This window comes from Streptococcus oralis (assembly GCF_001578935.1).
GTDB classification, from domain to species: Bacteria; Bacillota; Bacilli; order Lactobacillales; family Streptococcaceae; genus Streptococcus; species Streptococcus oralis_R.
Window position 1 is genome coordinate 34,636 of sequence record NZ_KQ969522.1, and the last position, 21,880, is coordinate 56,515.

9 protein-coding genes and 1 pseudogene are annotated in these 21,880 nt (G+C 41.2%); all 10 read right to left on the minus strand.

What is annotated here, in order from left to right; translation table 11 throughout:
- Window positions 1-61: 61 nt before the first annotated feature.
- Entirely contained in the window at window positions 62-1,198 is a 1,137-nt protein-coding gene (gene dnaJ, locus SORDD15_RS06635; RefSeq protein WP_001066318.1) for a molecular chaperone DnaJ, read from the minus strand.
- 541 nt (window positions 1,199-1,739) lie between these two features.
- Complete coding sequence (gene dnaK / locus SORDD15_RS06640; RefSeq protein ID WP_061415785.1) at window positions 1,740-3,563, minus strand: molecular chaperone DnaK; 1,824 nt, start codon at window positions 3,561-3,563, stop codon at window positions 1,740-1,742.
- Between the two features lie 479 nt (window positions 3,564-4,042).
- Entirely contained in the window at window positions 4,043-4,558 is a 516-nt protein-coding gene (gene grpE, locus SORDD15_RS06645) for a nucleotide exchange factor GrpE (protein WP_061415787.1), read from the minus strand.
- 26 nt (window positions 4,559-4,584) lie between these two features.
- A complete protein-coding gene (hrcA, locus tag SORDD15_RS06650; protein ID WP_061415789.1) occupies window positions 4,585-5,619 on the minus strand; it encodes a heat-inducible transcriptional repressor HrcA in 1,035 nt (344 codons plus the stop codon).
- Between the two features lie 160 nt (window positions 5,620-5,779).
- Window positions 5,780-6,293, minus strand: a pseudogene (locus tag SORDD15_RS06655) (DUF2812 domain-containing protein).
- A 34-nt stretch (window positions 6,294-6,327) separates the two neighbouring features.
- On the minus strand, window positions 6,328-6,903 hold the full coding sequence (locus SORDD15_RS10635; RefSeq protein ID WP_081102391.1) for a DUF2812 domain-containing protein: 576 nt from the start codon (window positions 6,901-6,903) through the stop codon (window positions 6,328-6,330).
- Complete coding sequence (locus SORDD15_RS06665; protein ID WP_061415791.1) at window positions 6,903-7,223, minus strand: PadR family transcriptional regulator; 321 nt, start codon at window positions 7,221-7,223, stop codon at window positions 6,903-6,905. The genes SORDD15_RS10635 and SORDD15_RS06665 overlap by 1 nt, the downstream gene beginning before the upstream one ends.
- Window positions 7,224-7,380: 157 nt before the next feature.
- On the minus strand, window positions 7,381-10,962 hold the full coding sequence (locus SORDD15_RS06670; RefSeq protein ID WP_061415793.1) for an LPXTG-anchored SHIRT domain periscope protein: 3,582 nt from the start codon (window positions 10,960-10,962) through the stop codon (window positions 7,381-7,383).
- Between the two features lie 349 nt (window positions 10,963-11,311).
- On the minus strand, window positions 11,312-13,132 hold the full coding sequence (locus SORDD15_RS06675; RefSeq protein ID WP_061415795.1) for a G5 domain-containing protein: 1,821 nt from the start codon (window positions 13,130-13,132) through the stop codon (window positions 11,312-11,314).
- Between the two features lie 76 nt (window positions 13,133-13,208).
- Complete coding sequence (padA, locus tag SORDD15_RS06680) at window positions 13,209-21,830, minus strand: LPXTG-anchored isopeptide-forming adhesin PadA (protein ID WP_061415797.1); 8,622 nt, start codon at window positions 21,828-21,830, stop codon at window positions 13,209-13,211.
- Window positions 21,831-21,880: the final 50 nt, after the last annotated feature.

Here is a 21,880-nt window from a genome sequence, read left to right on the forward strand (position 1 = left end):
GATTTCTCGATGCTAAATTTCCCAAGATTATACAAAAAAGAGCCCGCCGGCTCTTTTTACTTTATTCTCCTTCAAAGGCATCTTTTATATGGTCAAAGAAGCCTTTTTTCTTTGGATTGACTTTCAAGTCGCCTGCAGCAGCGAACTCTTTAAGTGCTGCTTTTTGGCGGTCGTTCAAACCTGTCGGAGTCACAACATTGACAGTAACGTATTGGTCACCAACAGCACCGCCACGAAGGCTCGGTGCTCCCTTGCCACGTAGACGGAATTTCTTGCCAGTCTGAGTTCCCTCTGGGATGACCAATTCAACATCTCCATGCACGGTTGGAATTTCCACAGTATCACCAAGGGCTGCTTGGACAAAATTGAGGTTCAGATTGTAGAAGATAGTCGTTCCTTCACGTTCAAACTTATCGCTTGCTTCTACAGAAACCACTACATACAAGTCTCCGTAAGGTCCACCGTTAAAGCCTGCTTCACCTTGACCCGCGAGACGGATTTGTTGGCCTGTTTCCACACCAGCAGGGATTTTTACATGTACGCTATGAGCCTGTTTTTCATGACCTGTTCCATGACAAGTTGTACATGGATCTTTGATTTCTTTTCCGCGACCATGACAGACATCACAGGTTACTTGGCGACGCATCATACCAAGCGGAGTCTGCGTATCGACGTTAATAACACCAGCGCCATGACAGCGTCCACAAGTGACTGGACTTGTCCCTGGTTTAGCACCAGATCCATTACATGTACGACAGCTGGCTTCACGATTGTATTTAACTTCCTTTTCTGTTCCGAAGATAGCTTCTTCAAAGGTCAAGTTCACACGATACTGGAGGTCATCCCCTTGACGAGGAGCGTTTGGATTGCGCGAAGCTCCGCCTCCCCCGAAAAAACTTGAGAAGATATCTTCAAAACCACCGAAGCCACTTGCTCCGTCAAAGCCGCCAAAACCGCCAGCACCACCAAAGCCACCATTGGCACCCGCAGCACCATATTGGTCGTAGGCTGCACGTTTTTGGTCATCACTCAAAGTCTCATAGGCTTCTTGAACTTCCTTGTACTTTTCCTCAGCACCAGGCTCCTTGTTGATATCTGGGTGGTATTTTTTCGAAAGCTTACGATAAGCCTTTTTGATCTCGTCTGCCGAAGCGTTTTTTGACACCCCCAGACGATCATAAAATTCAGTATTGTTCATACAAGATACTAAGAGCGAACAGAAAGCGACTGAAATTTAGGAAACCGACAAGAAATCCTGATTTCTTAGGAGGTTTATCTAATTTCCAAGCTTTCCGCTCGAGTTCAATTACGAACACCCTTATTCCTTTCTGTTAATATTGCGGAATGAAACCACGATTTAGGTCGGATTCAATTCCTTTCTTTTATATTGATAAGACAAATCCCAAACAAATTAGGTTTCATCCCTTTTTATCGAAAAACAGAGGCTGGGTTGCAACCTCTGGATTTCTTTTTATCATGACGACATTCAAGTTTTAAAAATTAAACTAGTAATGCTTAACTGAGTTTCGGCTAAAAACTTCGGAAAAAAGATAAGCCATCTTTTGTGCATCGCACAAGGCGATGGCTTCCTATTTTTCTTTCGTTTTCTTAACGCCTCAACATCTTACCGAATTGAGCACTCCCTAACCTCTTAGTGAAAAAGACAAATCTTCCTAGAAACTAAAGTTTCTGCGTCAGATTTCCTATTTTCACTGTGAGGTTTTAACGGGCTTTGCATCTTACTTTTCTGTAAACTCTCCGTCTACGACGTCATCGCCTGCGTTTCCTGTTGCTTGTGCGCCTTCTGCTCCTGCTTGAGCTTGTTGGGCTGCCGCGGCTTGTTCGTAGAGTTTAACAGCAAGGCCTTGAGCTTTTTCGTTCAACGCTTCGAGTTTTGCTTTCATTTCGTCCAAGTTGTTGTCTTCTTGGGCTTTCTTAAGCTCATCAAGAGCAGCTTGAGCAGCGTCTCGTTCTGCGTCAAAGCCTTTTCCTTCAGTTTCCTTGATTGTCTTTTCAGTCGCAAAGATTGCTTGGTCTACTTCGTTACGAAGGTCAACTTCTTCCTTACGTTTCTTATCTGCCTCAGCATTTGCTTCTGCATCTTTCATCATGCGGTCGATTTCTTCATCAGTCAAACCAGAGTTAGATTGGATGACAATAGTTTGTTCTTTTTGAGTTCCAAGGTCTTTGGCCTTAACAGATACGATACCGTTCTTGTCGATATCAAATGTTACTTCGATTTGAGGGATTCCACGAGGTGCAGCTGGGATATCTGTCAATTGGAAACGTCCAAGAGTCTTGTTATCTGCTGCCATTGGGCGTTCACCTTGAAGAACGTGGATATCAACGGCCGGTTGGTTGTCTGCCGCAGTTGAGAAGACTTGTGATTTAGATGTTGGAATAGTAGTGTTGCGATCGATAAGTTTTGTGAAGACGCCACCCATTGTTTCGATACCAAGTGACAATGGTGTTACGTCAAGAAGGACAACGTCTTTAACATCACCAGTGATCACACCACCTTGGATAGCAGCACCCATGGCAACCACTTCGTCAGGGTTCACTGATTTGTTTGGTTCTTTACCAGTTTCAGCCTTAACAGCTTCTACAACGGCTGGGATACGAGTTGAACCACCAACAAGGATAACTTCGTCGATTTCTGACAAGCTAAGTCCAGCATCTGACAATGCTTGACGAACTGGAACTTTTGTACGTTCTACAAGGTCACGAGTCAAATCGTCAAATTTCGCACGAGTCAAAGTCATTTCCAAGTGAAGAGGTCCAGCTTCACCAGCAGTGATGAATGGCAAGCTGATTTGAGTTGAAGTTACACCAGAAAGATCTTTCTTCGCTTTTTCAGCTGCATCTTTCAAACGTTGCATTGCCATCTTGTCAGTAGACAAGTCAATACCGTTTTCTTTCTTGAATTCTGCTACCAAGTGATCGATGATTTTTTGGTCAAAGTCGTCACCACCGAGTTTGTTGTCCCCTGCAGTTGACAATACGTCGAAGACACCGTCACCCAATTCAAGGATAGATACGTCGAATGTACCACCACCAAGGTCGAATACCAAGATTTTTTCTTCTTTGTCAGTCTTGTCCAAACCATAAGCAAGGGCTGCTGCAGTTGGTTCGTTGACGATACGTTCTACTTCAAGACCAGCGATTTTACCAGCGTCTTTTGTGGCTTGACGTTGCGCATCGTTGAAGTATGCAGGAACTGTGATAACTGCTTTAGTTACTTTTTCACCAAGATAGTCTTCCGCATAACCTTTCAAGTATTGAAGAATCATAGCTGAGATTTCTTGTGGAGTGTATTCTTTTCCATTAGCAGAAACTTTTTCAGAAGTTCCCATCTTAGATTTGATAGAGATAACTGTATCTGGATTTGTTACTGCTTGGCGTTTTGCAGCGTCACCAACAATGATTTCACCATTTTTAAATGATACTACAGATGGAGTTGTGCGGTTTCCTTCTGGGTTTGCGATGATTTTGCTTTCAGTTCCTTCAAGAACTGCAACTGCTGAGTTTGTTGTACCTAAGTCAATACCGATAATTTTAGACATGTGTTTTTCTCCTTAAATTTTAATTCGAATTTTGATTTTTTGATATTCCCCTTAAGTGGTGGGGACGTGAGCAACTCCCTACGGGATTTCATCACTTATTTTTGAGCCTATTGTCTCAAAAATCCCCTGTTTCAGTAGCAAAAGCTACTGAAACTTTCACCACGGCGGGAAATATCTTCCTTGCAAGCCTCCGGCTTGCTTTTTATCTTTCTTCATAGTTTATTGTCGTTTCGGACAAGTTTCCTATTATGTTACGACACGAGGAGTCGAAATTGATTTTATTTCGACAACGAGTTAGTAAGGAGGCTAGGCAAACGCCATAGCGATTGCCGTTTTCTGACGAGTTGCTTCAGCAACCGTCAGAATTGCCTAATCGAACACGCCCTAAGCTCTGGGTAAAAAAGATAGATTTTCTTGTGTTCATCGAACACTTCGTCAATCTCCTATTTTTACTGTGAGCTTTTTACGGGCTTTGTATCTTAGTTATACACTACCACCATGGCTGGGCGGAGGATGCGGTCATGGAGTTTGTAGCCTTTTTGGAAGACCTGCGCGATGGTGTCTGCTGGGTGTTCATCGTCTGCTGGGAGAGTTTGGATGGCCATGTGATAGTTATGGTCAAATTCGCTGTCAGCTGCGATTTCTTCGATTCCTTCTTCTTTCAAAGCGTGAATCAAACTCTCTTGCACCATCTCCAATCCTTTTTTGACATCGTCTGTCAAACCTTCAACTGCTAGTGCACGTTCTAAGTTGTCAAGCGATGGTAAGATTGCTTTTGCCAAGTCTTGGCTACGATAACGTTGCAAGTTTTGACGTTCTTCATTGGCTCGACGTTGAATATTTTGCATTTCTGCATGAGCGCGAAGGTATTTATTTTCAAACTCATCTGCACGTTCATTTGCCAAGTCCAACTCAGACTTCTCAGGAGTTGTCTCTTCTACTGTTTCAACAACTTCCTCTTCTTTCATTTCTTCATTTTTTTTATCTTGGGCCATTTTCGCCTCCTTTAATGATTTCAAAATTAATTTACTTCGTAATGATTACTGCTGAGGTAGCGGTAAAAATCTGTCAACTTCATGGTCAAAACACGATTGACCACATTGACTTGGTTGACCAATTGCTGGTAATCCAGATTGACCGGACCGATAATCGCCAAAATTCCAAAACCACGATAAGGGATGAGGAATTTACTGCTAATCACTGCTAGATCAGCTAGACAAGACTCTTGACTGTCCGCAACACGCACATTTTGCATCTGATCTTCATGCAGACCCTCACGAATCTCTAGAGCCACCTTTTGCGGTTGGTCAAAGAACTGATAGGCTGCTAGATTGGCAAAATTCAAGAGATTGACCTTGCCCGACACTACAATGTTTTCGTTGAACATTTCCTTAAAGATGTGTTCAAAGAGATCCATGACATTGTCCGTTGTTGTAAAGTAACGCTGGATAATCTGCGGAATCTCTGTCCGAATCTTGTAGTGAATATCCAGAACAGTATGACCGAGGAAACGTTCCTGAATGATGCTCTTCAGTTTCAGCAAATCTTCCTGCAAGAAGTTCCTTGGAATCAGAAATTGGCTGGTAACCGTTCGCGACTCGTCTAGGGTAAATACTGCCAAGGCTGTATGTTGTCCCAAAACAACGATATCAAAGGCTGTCAACCGTTGCCTGCTCGGTTCAACATCCAGTGCTACTACCGTACAGCCGCTCAAGTCTGTCAGTAGATTAGCAGCCTCTTGCAGAATATCCTCCAATTTGAAGAACTCCTGATCAAAGGCTTTGACAATCTCATAGACCTCATTTTCAGCCAGTCGGTCAAAATCCAGCGAGTGTTTTACATAGTACTGAAAACCAGCAACACTTGGCATCCGACCGCTTGAAGTATGAGCCTTCTCAAGCAACCCTTTCTTTTCTAGAGCCGCCATGTCATTACGAATGGTAGCACTGCTAGAGTTGATAGACTCTTGCAAGGCTTTGGATCCGACAGGTTCGTGCGTTTTGGTAAAGATGTCAATAATCAGATTTAAAATATCCTGCTGACGCTCTGTAACCATCTCATCACTCCTCTCTGTCTGACCAATTAGCACTCTATGTGTTCAAGTGCTAACTTATGATTCTATTATACACCCTTGAAAAAGAATGTCAAGGCAAAAACTCAAAAAATTAGCACTCTTTTGCCAAGAGTGCTAAAAATCAGTCTGAAGACCTAGAATATCACTTCTCATATACTTGGTATTTCCTTTTAAGCCTGAAAAAAACCATAGATTAGATAAGAAATCAGAAAAGCATATAAAACAAAAATAATAAAGAAAGATTGATACAAATCTTCTCGAAATAGACTCATGCAAACAACAAGACCAGCCGAGAAAGCAGCTGTACAGGAACGGAGTCTAGACCGCATAGCTTCCCATCCAAGACCCTTACTCATATAGACTTGATCCGCTGAAAGTATATCAGAAGTTGGTTTACGAAGAATCGAACAAGAACCTCTTTCTATCAATTCCCAACCGCTATTTTGAAAATCTTGCAGTTCATGCTGATACTTTTTAAGAAATCTAGAATCATAGATACGGTAGATGACATCGTCTGGTTGACATTGATCAAAATAGAAAAATCCAAAACGACTCGTTCTATATCTCCAGCCTTTCAAGTGCATCTCGTACAAATACTCTTCTTCCTTGTCCAAATCAACTATTGTAAAAATCCGAAATTGTACCTTGCTATTCATTATCTTACCTCCAAATCAGAAAACAAATATGGTTTTATTTATCAGATAATTCTTTCCATTTTTGAAACAATTTCCAAAAAATATAAGAAATCTGAATCGTATGAACTACCAATAAAACACCATCTATTATAACAATCAAAAACATTTCCCAACTGAAAGAACTACCTCCAGTGACAAACTTTGAGAAAACCGGTAGTAGAGCTAAAAAGAGAAGTAAAATAGGAAGCATCCGCATTGTTAAAATCCGTTTGACCATAGCTAACTTCCCGGCCGCGTCATTATAAATTTCAAACTCGGCATCCGACTCAATTCCAGAATGAAGTTTTCTAAAGTAGGAAAAACCATTAAAGTCTGTAATATGCTCCCAGCCACAGTCTTTAAAAAATTGTAAATAAGAGGCTCTCTCTGATTTTTTCATGGGATAAAAGTCCAACTGATAAGACACCTGCTCTGGTTGGCACTTTTCAAAAGTATACTTAACCGCAACTACTAAGTTAGAGTAGGTTACTTCCTTGAGTTTCCAGCCCTCAGCATGCATTTTTCTAAGATATAAAACCTCTCTATCATAATCCGCAATGGTAGCAATTCTATAAACAACCTTCTTTTCCATCATCCTTCCTCCAGACTGTTTCTATAGAGCCGTTCGATTCGTTTCAATTCTATCTCCAAAACCTTTCGTCCCAAGTCTGTGATCTGATAGATTTTACGCTTCTCCTCTTCTTGGACAAAGGAAATCAAGCCATCCTTTTCCATTTTTGACAAGGTTCCATACATAGTTCCAGGACTGATCGAAACTTGCGAATCTGTCATCTCCTTGACCTTTTGTGTGATACCATATCCATGGTTCTCCTTCTGTAGACAAAACAAGATATAAAATCCTGTTTCCGTCATCGGAAGATAAACTCGACGAATCTTATCCGTTAATTCCATTTAACCACACCTCCTATTTAATTCGATATATCGCACTTCGTTATATAAACTATATTACATCTCGATATAAAATGCAAGAAAAAGAGAGAACGATTTCTCGTCCTCTCTTCTTAGACTCAGGAATTAAGAATTCACTTTCTTATTTACTAAGAATGGCTTAGTCTTTCTTACGAAGGATAAAAGCTGCTAGGCTTGCAAAGGCAAGACCGATGATTGAAAGAAGACCAGATACTGCTGAACCTGTGTTTGGCAACAAGTTCTGATTTTGACTACTTCTTTCTTCTGGTTGACTATTATTTCCAGAATCTTTAACTGGGGCCGGAGTGAATTCCCATGTGCCTACGAAGTGTACGTCCGCTCCATTAATAGTTTCAGAAGTCTTATCGTAGGACTTAAAGCTCCATGTACCTTCTGTTGTCTTCACTTCTGTTTGATTTGGTTGCGTTGGCGTTGCTTGACTGCCATCTTTCAAGTTTGTTTGGTCTGATGGAAGCAAGGCTTTCACTTCTTGTGGAAGTTCTTTACCTGGAGTTCCGCTGACAAACTCGTGAACTGCTTTATGAGTCACTGTTGGAACTGGGCTTGCTGTAAATTCCCATGTACCTACAAACTTAACATCTGAACCGTTGACAGTCTCTGAAGTCTTGTCATAGGACTTGAAGCTCCAGGTGCCTTCTGCGGTCTTCACTTCTGTTTGATTTGGTTGAGTTGGTGTTACTTGGCTGCCATCTTTCAAGTTTGTTTGGTCTGCTGGAAGAAGGGCCTTCACTTCCTGTGGAAGTTCTTTACCAGGGGTTCCACTGATAAACTCATGAACCGCTTTATGAGTCACTGTTGGCGCTGGGGTGAATTCCCATGTGCCTACAAACTTAACATCTGATCCGTTAATTGTTTCCGATGTCTTGTCGTAGGACTTGAAGCTCCATGTACCTTCCGCGGTCTTCACTTCTGTTTGACTTGGTTGCGTTGGCGTTGCTTGACTGCCATCTTTCAAGTTTGTTTGGTCTGCTGGAAGCAAGGCTTTCACTTCTTGTGGAAGCTCTTTACCCGGAGTTCCGCTGACAAACTCGTGAACCGCTTTATGAGTCACTGTTGGAACTGGGCTTGCTGTAAATTCCCATGTACCTACAAACTTAACATCTGAACCGTTGACAGTCTCTGAAGTCTTGTCATAGGACTTGAAGCTCCAGGTGCCTTCTGCGGTCTTAACTTCTGTTTGACTTGGTTGAGTCGGAGTCGCTTGACTACCGTCTTTCAAGTCTGTTTGGTCTGACGGAAGTAAGGATTTCACTTCTTGCGGAAGTTCTTTTCCTGGCGTTCCACTTACAAACTCATGTGTTGCCTTGTAAGTTGGAGCTGGGGTGAATTCCCAAGTACCGATAAAGTGGGCATCCGCTCCATTGATGGTTTCTGATGCCTTGTCATAGGACTTGAAGCTCCAGGTGCCTTCTGCTGTCTTAACCTCTGTTTGACTTGGTTGCGTTGGAGTCGCTTGACTTCCATCTTTTAGATCTGTTTGATCTGATGGAAGCAAGGCTTTTACTTCTTGTGGAAGCTCTTTTCCTGGCGTTCCACTGACAAACTCGTGTGTCGCCTTATAGGTTGGCGCTGGAGTGAATTCCCATGTTCCTACGAAATGTGCGTCTGCTCCATTGATGGTTTCGGATGCTTTGTCATAGGACTTGAAGCTCCATGTGCCTTCTGCTGTCTTAACTTCTGTTTGACTTGGTTGTGTTGGAGTTGCTTGGCTGCCATCTTTCAAGTCTGTTTGGTCTGCTGGAAGTAGGGTTTTCACTTCTTGTGGAAGCTCTTTACCTGGAGTTCCGCTGACAAACTCGTGAGTTGCCTTATAGGTTGGCGCTGGAGTGAATTCCCATGTTCCTACGAAATGTGCATCTGATCCATTGATGGTTTCGGATGCTTTGTCATAGGACTTGAAGCTCCAGGTACCTTCTGCTGTTTTCACTTCTGTTTGACTTGGTTGCGTTGGCGTTGCTTGACTGCCATCTTTCAAGTCTGTTTGGTCTGCTGGAAGCAAGACTTTAACTTCTTGTGGAAGTTCTTTACCTGGAGTTCCGCTGACAAACTCGTGAGTTGCCTTATAGGTTGGCGCTGGGGTGAATTCCCAAGTGCCTACGAAGTGTGCGTCTGCTCCATTGATGGTTGCAGATGTCTTGTCATAGGACTTGAAGCTCCAAGTACCTTCCGTTGTCTCAACTTCCGTTTGACTTGGTTGTGTTGGCGTTACTTGACTGCCATTAGGTAAATTCTTTTCTGTTGCTGGAAGCAAGTCTTTCACTTCTTGTGGCAACTCTTTACCTGGAGTTCCACTGACAAATTCATGGTGTTTTTCGTAAAGAAGAGCAGTGCTCACCTGATTAGAAGGAGCTGATAAGTTATCAACATGCAAGGTTACAGTGTTGTTAATTTTTTCAGGTCTCTTTTCTTCCACTGTTTTGTTTGTAACTGTTTTATAAGTGATAATAATCTCAGCGACAGAATTTGATTTTATGTACTCAGGTGTCATTTTAACAGTAACTGTTTGACCTGACTTCTCAATCGCATAGTCACGTCCTTCTTGCAGAGTCACTCCACCTGATTCAACTTTAAGTTCTTTATAGTCCAAGCGATCATCAAAATTTTGAACCATTTCAATAGATGATGGAGCTGCTAAAAGATCTTTACCTGGAACCGGAACTTTAAAAGTAGCCTTATAAGTTACATCCTGCCCCTCTTTAGCTGGAATCTCAGTTGGTTCCACCTCTAGAACTGGACTTGGGTCAATCTTTTCAACATACAGTCCAAACACCGCCGAACAGGTTTCCGTAGATGAATAACCGAAATTCAAACTGTTACTATTTGAACGAAGCGCTAAACCGGAAACATTGTTTTCATAGTAACTACCTCCCGTTATTTGAGTGGCAATCCATGAAGTACGGTCACTTGCTTCTTCCTGTTGCAAGACATTGGCATTATTCATTAATCGAAGGTTCACATCATTATTATAGTTTTTTACATAGAAGGTTTCCTTCAAATTGTTTGCATCAATTGCATCAATATCTGTTGGTTTCATGACCAATTTCAAGTCTGTTTCTGTTCCATCAGCATAGCGAATTTCGGCTGTAACATCAGCATCAATCCAAAACGCTTTATTCATGATGTAGTCATGATTCGCATCCACATAAGGAACATTCCCAATTTCAAAAGCACTACTTTCCCATAATTCAGAAATTGAGAAAAATTCGACAGTAGATTTTTGAGCACTATTCATTTCAGACTCTGCTTGAGCAGTATTTAGATAGTGAAGAGTGACCTTATTAAATTTTAAATAAGCATCTACTTGCTTTCCGTGAACGTTACCAATATTTGTGAATTTTAGAGATAAAGGATTCTCAAAAACTTGATCTTGTTTTTTACTTTTATCTACTTTGAGAGTAAAGTTTTCCATCTTACCTGGATAAGCACCCCCACTTAGATATTCATAATGGGGATTCGATAGATGAAACTGATCAACAGACTGTGATTTAGATAAAACACTAGCATTGTTAATATTTAAATTAAACTTACGAATATCCAAGGTAGAGATATCCGTTCCATTTTTAATCTCTTCTAATGCAGCATAAGACTGAACCGGAAGAAGAAAAATAGAAAAAAGTAAAACGACTAGGCCGATATAAGCCTTTGTTTTTCTACTAAAATTAGTAGAAAACGGCACTTTCATGCCTCTTCTCCATTTCATAATTAACCTCCAAACTAAAAATGATTTATATACAATCATTTTAAAAAGAAATGTTCATCTCATTCTAACACAAAAAGGGGGCAATTAAAAGTAGATTATAGATAAAAATTTATTATTTTGTATTAGTATACTATCATCGTTTACAATATATCAACTTACATTTTTAATATACTATGAAAAATATACTATGAAACTTTAAAATGAAACTTTTCGGTTTATTCATAAAAATAACTTTTTTCTGCTAATCACTATACGATATCTCAGCCTTCACCCAAATAAAAAAGAACTCAAGAAAAATCTTGAATTCTTTTAAAAATTAAGCCTGTAAGAACTTTCAGATGAAAGTTTATTAGTCCTTCTTACGAACGACAAAGCCTACTAGACCGGCGATAAATAAACCAATCATTGAAAGAAGACTGGTAGAAGCTGTACCTGTGCTTGGTAGAACTTTCTTATCTTGGCTTGCAGTTTCTTCTTTCTTAGTGCTTTCAGCTTGGTTCCCTGTTGTTGCAGTATCATTCTTATTACCGTTGGTTGTTGTAGAAGTTACTTTCTTAGTTCCAACTTCGACAACTTCGTCTACTGCTGGAGTAGTGATTATGTTTGATTTCTCAACTCGACCTGTTTCAACGCCATCTGTGTAAGTGACAGTTTCAACAATCGTACGAACACCCTTCTTACCAGCTGTCTTCACTTGACGACTTCCTTCTGGAAGGTCAGCATTTGGTACTTCCTTAGTTTGGAAGGCAACATCTTCTGTCTTCGTTTCTTCCTTAGTCGTTACAACTGGGGCTACTACTTTCTTAGTTCCAACTTCGACAACTTCGTCTACTGCTGGAGTAGTGATTGTGTTTGATTTCTCAACGCGACCTGTTTCAACGCCATCTGTGTAAGTGACAGTTTCAACAATCGTACGAACACCCTTCTTACCAGCTGTCTTCACTTGACGACTTCCTTCTGGAAGATCTGGATTTGTTACTTCCTTAGTTTGGAAAGCAACTTCTTCTGACTTGGTCTCTTCCTTAGTCGTTACAACTGGGTCTACTACTTTCTTAGTTCCAACTTCGACAACTTCGTCTACTGCTGGAGTAGTGATTGTGTTTGATTTCTCAACGCGACCTGTTTCAACGCCGTCTGTGTAAGTCACTGTTTCAACAATGGTACGAACACCTTTTTGCCCAGCTGTTTTCACTCGGCGAACACCTTCAGCTAAGAGTGCATTTTCAACCTCACGAGTCTGGAAGGCGACTTCTTCAGTTTTGGTTACTTCTTTAGTGGTTACAACAGCTTTCCCACCGGTGTAAGTAATCTTGTTTTTTGCTGCTTTCTTAGTCTTGCGTGAAACTTCTTTACGAGATTTTTCAACACCATCCACTTTTGTCACTTCATAAGTGACTTCATCGATACCTTCTTCACCTTCTTCAACATGTGTTTGACCTTTATCCAGTGCTGGGTCTACTTTCGTTTCTTCTTTGAAAGCAACTTTCTCCTCTACAGTCACTGTTTCTTTGGTTTCTACACCTATTTTCTTAGTTCCAACTTCGATGATTTCTTCTACTGGTTCTTTAATTACCGTTTGGCTCTTTCTATCACGTTTTTTCTCAACGCCATTTACCAAAGTAACATCCCAAACAACTTTCTTCTGACCTTTTTCTCCCGCTTGTTTTACCTTTCGAGTACCTTCGGCAAGGTCTGCATTGTTTTCTGTGCGAGATGGGTAAGGAATCTCCTCAGTAGTTGTGACTTCTTGATGTTCTTCTTTTAAATCTCCCCCTGAGAGAAGCGCCTCAGCCTTGGCTTTCAACTCATTGTAACGAGCTTCAAGTGCCGCAAAACTTTTTTGACCTTCTGGACTCTTCATTGCCTTCTTTGCAGTCTCAAAAAAATTCTTTGCTTCTTCTACATCACCCTCTAGGAGTTCTTTATTCTCCTCTTCTGGATTATCTGTATAATCTTTAATCGAAGATTCTATATTATTGAGCATTCTTTTGAACGTATTTGCAATGTTTCGCTCTTGTCCGTCTGGAATTTCTTCATCTTCTGCCGGAGTCTCTTCTGCATGCACTGTTGGAATTCGATACAAGCCAGGAGCTACATGATAAGTTGCTACTCCAAGAGCATTTAAAGCAAGTATAGAAATCCCTAACTTTAATAATTTTTTTCTACTCATTATTTTTTCCCTTAACACTTTCAATATACAGTAAGGAGAAGAGTAAATTTTTCTACTCTCCTCTTACTACATGGTACTAACGTTCAGCTTTACGTTTCCAAACCAGAAGTCCTGCAAGTCCTGCAGCAAGAGCTGCAAATACTTCAAGAACTGTAGAAACTTCAGAACCTGTATTTGGCAATGTTTTACCTGGTTCTGTTGGTTTTTTCGGAATATCCCCCTCTGCTGGTGGGATATTTGGAGCTGGTGGCGTTACCGGAACCGGTGGTGTCACCACAACCTTGTTGGTAGTTTTTGATTTATCGTTAAAGCTTACTTTTGCCGTATTTGGTACACCTGTCGCGAATTGTGCAAAATCTGTTCCTTCTCTGAAGTTTGTATAAAGAACGAGAGTTACTTTACTTCCCTTCAAGGCTTCAAGAACATCCTTATCGCTGATTTCAAGAGTTACAATGTTTTGAGCTTCATCGTAAGTAACAGTGGCAATTGCTTCCAACTCTTTACCTACTAATTCACTACGATCATTTGAAACCTTACTCAATTTATCAATAGCTGCTTGAAGCTTAGTTTGAGCTTCTTTCAGGTTCTTGATTTCATTTTCAAGTTTCTCTTGTTGTTGTTTCTTATCAGCTGGCGCTAATTCTGCTTCTTTCTCCGCTGGTGCTTGAAGCTTAGCCAAGTTTTCTTCAGCTGCTTTCAACTCTGCCTCTAGGCTTGCAAGATTTTGACTTGTTTCGGTGTCAGCAGGTTTCTTATCTTCTGTTGCAGAAGAATCAGATGTAGCTTGAGTTGCCGGCGTTTCCGCTTCAGCTGGTTTAGCTGGTTGCGCTGCCTTAGCTGCTTCCAACTTCGCTTTCAATTCAGCCACTTTAGCTTCCGCCGCTTTTAGGTCTTCCTTCTTGTTATTCTCTGTTGAGGTCTCATCAGTTGACTTACCTGTCAAAGCTTTCAGTTCCTTCTCTGCCTGTTCAACTTGGGCTTGAAGAGCTGCTTTGAGCTTGTCAAACTGAGCATTTTCAACTTTAAGAGCGATGCGGTCTTTATTGACTTTCAAAACTGAATGGATTTCATCACTGATCGTGAAGTTCGTCAAATCTGTCTTGACAAGACGACCATATTGATCTTTCTTGGCATTTCCATTTTCATCCACTGGATCCGTTGGAACCGGAGTAGTGATATCGAAGCGGAAAGTATCTGTTGCATTTGGCAAGTTATATGAAGTCCCTGGTGTTGATCCATTTTCTGGCCCAACTGTCTTAGCAGGTTCACCTGGCGTCGGATCTGTTGGTTTTTCTGGGTCACGTGGTTTCACCGTTACCGGTTTTGATTCCTTGCTACCAGATTGACCATTGGCATCCTTGAAGTTGACAGTTGCTTTGTTTGGTACCAATTGGTCCTTATAAGCTTTCAAATCGCTATTCGCTTTGAGTTTAGCTGGGATGTACAATTGAATCTCTTTGAAGCCTTTTAGTCGAGCGAAATCTTTCACTTTTACAGTGACAGTATTTCCCTTAACACTTGTTTCAAGAGCTCCATTTGCATCACGACCATCCACATAGGCTACTGGCGTATCAGCGATTGCTAAAACAGATTCAAGAGTATCCGCTACGGTGAACTCTTTGTACTTATCAATATCTTTTGGTAAAGCTGTATTGACATTGTACATGTAAGGTGCATCGTATTCGACATCCAAGTGGTCCAAGGTACGATTGATTTTCTTCGTAATTTCTGGTTCTGGTTCTTTTGGAACGATAACCGGAACTTTATTCGAATCTTTGTGTAGCCCTGGTTTGTGTGGGAACTTCGCATCATAAGAAGCCGTATTTGGAACAGTGAATCCACGATCTGTTAGATATGGAGTCAAATCAGCTCCCGCTTTAATCTTCGCAGTGAAGCTCAATTCAACAGCTTGACCGCCATTGGCTTTCACTTGGTCTTCTGTAAGCGTCAAGGTAATCGTTTGACCTTCTACCTTGATTTGATTTACATCAAGGGCTTGACCATTCAAGCTCGCTTTTACTGAACCTGCATAATCAAGAACAGATTCAAGTGTATCGCTTACACTGAAGGCTGTCGCATCTGTTGGAACACTTGTTTTCACGTTGTAAGTGAAAATTTGGTCACGATCAGCGAGGGTTTCCTCAGCTTTAGTATTCACATCTTTCTTGATTTCTGGCTCGTCTGGTGTTGGAGGTGTTACTGGGACTTCATTCGAATCCTTGTGCACACCTGGTTTGTGTGGGAAGCTTGCGTCGTAAGAAGCCTTATTCGGAATCTGTGTACGGCCGTCTTCCTTCACATATGCAGACAAGTTTACGCCAGCTTTAATCTTCGCGTCGAATGTTAATTCAACTGCTTGACCGCCATTGGCTTTCACTTGGTCTTCTGTAAGGGTCAAGGTAATCATTTGACCTTCTACCTTGATTTGGCTAGCATCAAGAGCTTGACCATTCAATTTAGCACTTGAAGTTCCTGCGAACTCAAGAACATCTTCGATCTTATCGGTTACGCTGAAGGCTGTCGCATCTTGCGCTACACTTGTTTTCACGTTATAGGTGAAGACTTGATCGCGTTTGTCAAGAGTTTCAGCTTCTTTGCCATTCACATCTTTCTTGATCTCTGGCTCTTCTGGTGTTGGAGGCGTTACTGGAACTTCATTCGAATCCTTGTGCACACCTGGTTTGTGTGGGAAGCTTGCGTCGTAAGAAGCCTTATTCGGAATCTGTGTACGGCCGTCTTCCTTCACATATGCAGACAAGTTCACGCCAGCTTTGATCTTCGCGTCGAATGTTAATTCAACTGCTTGACCGCCATTGGCTTTCACTTGGTCTTCTGTAAGCGTCAAGGTAATGGTTTGTCCTTCTACCTTGATTTGGCTAGCATCAAGAGCTTGACCATTCAATTTAGCACTTGAAGTTCCTGCGAATTCAAGAACGTCCACTAGTGTGTCTGTGACTGAGAAGGCTGTCGCATCTTGCGCTACACTTGTTTTCACGTTATAGGTGAAGACTTGATCGCGTTTGTCAAGAGTTTCAGCTTCTTTGCCATTCACATCTTTCTTGATCTCTGGCTCGTCTGGTGTTGGTGGCGTTACTGGAACTTCATTCGAATCCTTGTGCACACCTGGTTTGTGTGGGAAGCTTGCGTCATAAGAAGCCTTATTCGGAATCTGTGTACGACCGTCTTCCTTCACATATGCGGACAAGTTTGCGCCAGCTTTGATCTTGGCGTCGAACGTTAATTCAACTGCTTGACCGCCATTGGCTTTCACTTGGTCTTCTGTAAGCGTCAAGGTAATGGTTTGTCCTTCTACCTTGATTTGGCTAGCATCAAGAGCTTGACCATTCAATTTAGCACTTGAAGTCCCTGCGAACTCAAGAACATCTTCGATCTTATCGGTTACGCTGAAGGCTGTCGCATCTTGCGCTACTGTTGTTTTCACATTATAAGTGAAGACTTCATCACGTTTCGCAAGTGTTGCTTCTGCCTTGCCGTTCACATCTTTCTTGATCTCTGGCTCTTCTGGTGTTGGTGGCGTTACTGGGACTTCGTTAGAGTCTTTGTGCACACCTGGTTTGTGTGGGAAGCTTGCGTCGTAAGAAGCCTTATTTGGAATCTGTGTACGGCCGTCTTCCTTCACATATGCAGACAAGTTTACGCCAGCTTTGATCTTGGCGTCGAATGTTAATTCAACTGCTTGACCGCCATTGGCTTTCACTTGGTCTTCTGTAAGCGTCAAGGTGATGGTTTGACCTTCTACCTTGATTTGGCTAGCATCAAGAGCTTGACCATTCAATTTAGCACTTGAAGTCCCTGCGAACTCAAGAACATCTTCGATCTTATCGGTTACGCTGAAGGCTGTCGCATCTTGCGCTACACTTGTTTTCACATTATAAGTGAAGACTTCATCACGTTTCGCAAGTGTTGCTTCTGCCTTGCCATTCACATCTTTCTTGATCTCTGGCTCTTCTGGTGTTGGTGGCGTTACTGGAACTTCATTTGAATCCTTGTGGTATTTTGGATTATGATCAATATCATAAGAAGCCTTATTCGGAATCTCTGTCTTACCATCTTTATTCACATAAGCTGATAAGTTGGCATTATCTCTAATCTTAGCCTTGAAATTCACTTCAATTGACTTACCGGCATCTGCTTTTACAGAAGCTTCTGTAAAGGCAACTTTGATGACTTGACCAGAAAGTGTCACTGTCGCCTTCGATCCTGCATCCTCACCATCAAGTTTAACAGTAGCTGAAGCATTCTCACCGACAAATTCTAGAACTTCTTTCAACTCGTCTGTCATCTCAAACACAGTTGCGCTGGCAGGCATTGTTGTTTTCAAAGTATAAGTAAATTCTTCATTACGTTTTGCAAGATCATAACGTTCTGCTCCGTTTACTTCCTTCTTAAGCTCTGGAGTAGTGGTTGGTGGTGGTGTAACGGTAACTGGTTTTGATTCTTTCTTAGAATCAGGATTATCATTAATGATGTAGCTAGCAGTATTTGGTACTACCGGCTTGTCTTTTGATTCATTTGGATAAGCTGCTAAGAGTGCATCAAAGGTAATGCCTTCCTTCACCTTAGCCTTAAATGAAACTTGTACAGCTTTACCAGCATATTGTTTCACTTGCTCTTTACCAAATGTGACCGTCAAACGTTGACCTTCTGTTGTTACAGTGAGGTCTTGAACAGCTTGGCCATCAACAGTGACCGTTGCTTCTCCTTCAAATGCCAATTCTTTGACGATATCATCTGAAATGGTGAAGCTATCTGCCACATGTGGAACCGTTGAGTCAATCGTATAAGTAAAGCTTTCTGATAACTTACCAAGATCTGCGTGTTCCTGACCATTCACCTTCTTAGTGATTGGTGGTGGTGTAACAGTGACCGGCTTGGTTTCTTTCTCACCTTGTTGGTCATTCTTGTTGGTGTAAGTAATCTTAGCTTTGTTCTCAATAGATGGAACAGTTGAGCCTTTCTTCACTTTGGCATGAATCACGAGCTCTACTTCTTGGTTACCGTAGTCACCCGCATTCGCAAAATCTTTCATCGTTGCAGTCACTGTTTGATCTTGAACTGTTACATCGAAGAATTTCGCTGCCGCTCCCTTGATTTCAGCTTGACCTGGAGTCAAGTTCTCATCCAAGGTATCCGTTACAACGAAGGACTTGTACGTTGTAATATCATTTGGCAATTTCGCTTTGATATTATAAGTAAAGTCGGTTTCTGCCCCGATTGTTGCCTCTGTCAGTGTTTCATTGATTTTCTTATCAACACCTGGTTCTGATGGAGGGGTTACGGTGACAGGTTTCGTTTCTTTTTCTCCGCTATGATCGTTCTTATCTGTGAAGCTGAACTTCGCAGTATTTGGAATGTTGATACGAGTCACTCCATCATTGATCTTAGCCGGAATAATCAATTCCACTTCTTGACCAGCAAGAGCTGTAGCGTTCGCAAAGTCCTTCATCGTTGCAGTCACGGTTTGACCCTCAACTGTTACATCGAAGAAGGCTGCAGCCGCTCCTTTGATAACTGGTTTGCTTGAAGTTTCATTGATAACTGACAAATCTCCTTCAAGTGTATCTGTAATCACAAATTTCTTGTAATCTGTAATATCTGTTGGAAGTTTTGTCTTAATGTTGTAGTTATACGCTTGACCTGTCGCGATATCTAAGTGATCAAGGGTTTCATTGATCTTCTTCGTTACAGGAGGTGGCGTTACGGTGACAGGTTTCGTTTCAACTTCTTTCTCTACATTATTCTCATTTGTAAAGGAAATAGAAGCCTTGTTTTCAATGGTTGTACCTGTCACACCATTTTTAACTTTTGCAGGAATGACTAGTTCAACAGTTGAGTATTTTGCAAGTTCACCAAACTGACCATCCTTCACCGTTGCCGTAATCTCTTGGCCATTGGTGTGGATATCAAAGAGGGCCGCTGCAGAACCTTTAATACTTACGTCTCCTGCAAGTTCCAAATTAGCATCCAGTGTATCACGAATCACAAATTTCTTGTAATTAGCAACATCACTCGGCACAGCTGTAGTAATGTTGTAGTTGTATGGTTGTCCATCAAATGTTTGGAATGTATCCAAGTTCTCATTAATCTTCTTATCAATAGAAGGTTCTTTTGGTTTTGGTGGGGTAACCGTTACTTCATTAGAAGTTTTCTTGATATCATTCAAGGCAACATCTGCCGTATTTGGCACTTTAACCTGACCATCTTTCTTGTACTTAGAAAGGTCCGCACCAGGACGAATTTTAGCATCAAATATCAGTTCGACATATTGGATGTCTTTGGTCTTACGACGCGTTACCTTACGTGTAATTTTTTCAAGATCAGTCTTATCCAATGAAACTGAAACAGTTTGACCTGAAACTGTTGTCGCTTTTGTCAATTCAGCATTATCTTTTCCGCCAATAGTTACCTTCACAGAATTTGGTTGAACTTCCAATTCTGGAACAACTGTATCGGTAATGCTAAAGTTATTCGCAATACCTGGCCATGGAACAGATACCTTATACTTGAAGACTTCATCTTCCGTCTTAAGATCTTCATGTTCCTTGTCGTTTACTTTCTTTTCAATCTCTGTTTCAACTGGTGGTTTCACATAGACTGGATTTGAGCGACGGATTGTACTTGGTTTATCAGCGGTTTTAGCATGTTTACTTTGGTCTGGTGTGTTATCCTCACCATTCCACATGATATTACCTTGGTTCAGCAAACCAAAGCCATCATTATCCTGAAGAAGAGCCATAAATTCTTTGCTCGCTTGATTATTGCGATATTGCTCCTTCAAGCGAACCGTAATGGTCATTTGAGCCTTCTTAAAGAGTAAGTAATCATAACCATTCACACTTGGTACGTCCGCAACAACAACTTCTCGGTCGTTTCCAAGATCATCCTTTTGCTTCACAACACGTGTCAGGATAGTACCTTCTGGGCCAGACGCATGGTGACCTACAACCTCCAAACGATAGTCAAGAGGGTCTGTCAACATAACGTTTTGCTTAAACTCATAAGGAACGTTGTTAAAGTTGTAATCTACTGTATAAGTAAATGTTTCATCTTTCGCAGACAAGTTCGCTGCATAGGATGGTTTTTTAGTTAATTGAAGCGGATCTTCAATAGTACCAGTATCATTGCTTTGATCTTGGTCTGCAATTTTCTTGGTGGCACTTGGGTAACAGTAGGCTAGTTCTGTAACAGAAACTTTCTCTGGTTGTTTACTTCCAATTTCTGTCGTCTCATAATCACCTACCTTGAACTTACCAACAAGTTGTGGCAACTCAATCTCTTCTGTCTTTGGAGTATAACCTGCCGGTGGGTCAACTTCGTCATCTTCATTTGTTTCAGGAGTACGAGCTTCTTTACTCAAATCATAATCAAACTCATTGTTTCCTGGATTAAAGACACTCTCCGGAACAGAGATTGTGACATTATTGCCATTTTGTTTCACTGTACCTTGGATTTGTTTAGAGTCATCCGTTACTTTATCAACAACAACTTTGCCATTAATCCGTACCTGATCAACCTTGTAACCGTCGGTTACAGTAAATTCCCCGGCAACGTTTTCTTTCACCATTGCAGCTGTTACAGCCTTAAGGATATTATCTGCAAAGCGTTTTGGATCTGATTGCTCGTTGACATAGAAGGAAGCCTGTTGCCCATTAACATCTTTATCAGGAGAAGCCACTGATCGTAAAGCCTCATGGAAAATCGTTTGAACTGGACGAGTATCATTAGGATCTAATCCCGTTCCTTGATAATACTCCCCATATTGCCCCTTTGTGATAAACGATGGCAAATCTTCCCAAAAACCAACAACTACTGTGCCGTTATCCCCAATAGAAGCCTTAATTGTTTCTCCAGCTTGTTTTAATTCATTAGCACGATCAACATAATTTTGCGTAGCTTCCAAATGATTACTAAAGTAATTCGAAGCTAGTATCTGTCTTCTTCTCTCACTGGAATCAAAATACACAGTACTATCATTTTCTCTTCGGTAACCATTGGCAACACCGTCCGTAATCAGTAAGAATACTGTTTTACGATTATTAGCCATTCCACCGCCCTGATATTTTGCAGCATTATATTGCATCAGAGTGTCTGAAATAGCTGGCACTGTAGGAGTACCACCATCCACATTAATATTATCAACAAAATTTCGCACAGTGTCATAATCTGAAACCAACCCTGTATTTTGATAACTATATCTACCACTAGTCATATTATACGTTCCGTAGTATGTAGCATAGTCATTATTATCTACTGTAGTATAATAGCGGATAGCATCAATACCTTGATAAGTAGACATAAATACACGGTCTGTTGTTTTCTCGTCACCTGTAAATACTAAACGCGGATTTTTTTCATCGTATTTTTCAAGAGCAACTGGTTCAGTCAAGGTCTTTAAAGCAGACTGAACGTTGCCAATTGTATTTTTAAACGATCCGCTGGCATCCTGCAAGATAACCAAGTCAATTGGTTGTCTTGGCAATTGCCAAGCGATTTTTTCTTTCTTTTCAATTTTTCGGTAACATCCATTTTGTGTGATTGTTGTATCACTTCCTACTTGTGTCGTATCAATCCCCTCAGCCGCAGCTGTTCTTCCAAACAGCATGCTTGCTAACGTTAAAGGAATAGACAGAAACAGAATCATAAACAAAATGGAAACTTTTTTAATAAAATCTCTCATTGTCTCCTTTGAAATCCTATTACGATTTCTTTTACCTCCTTATTTTCTAT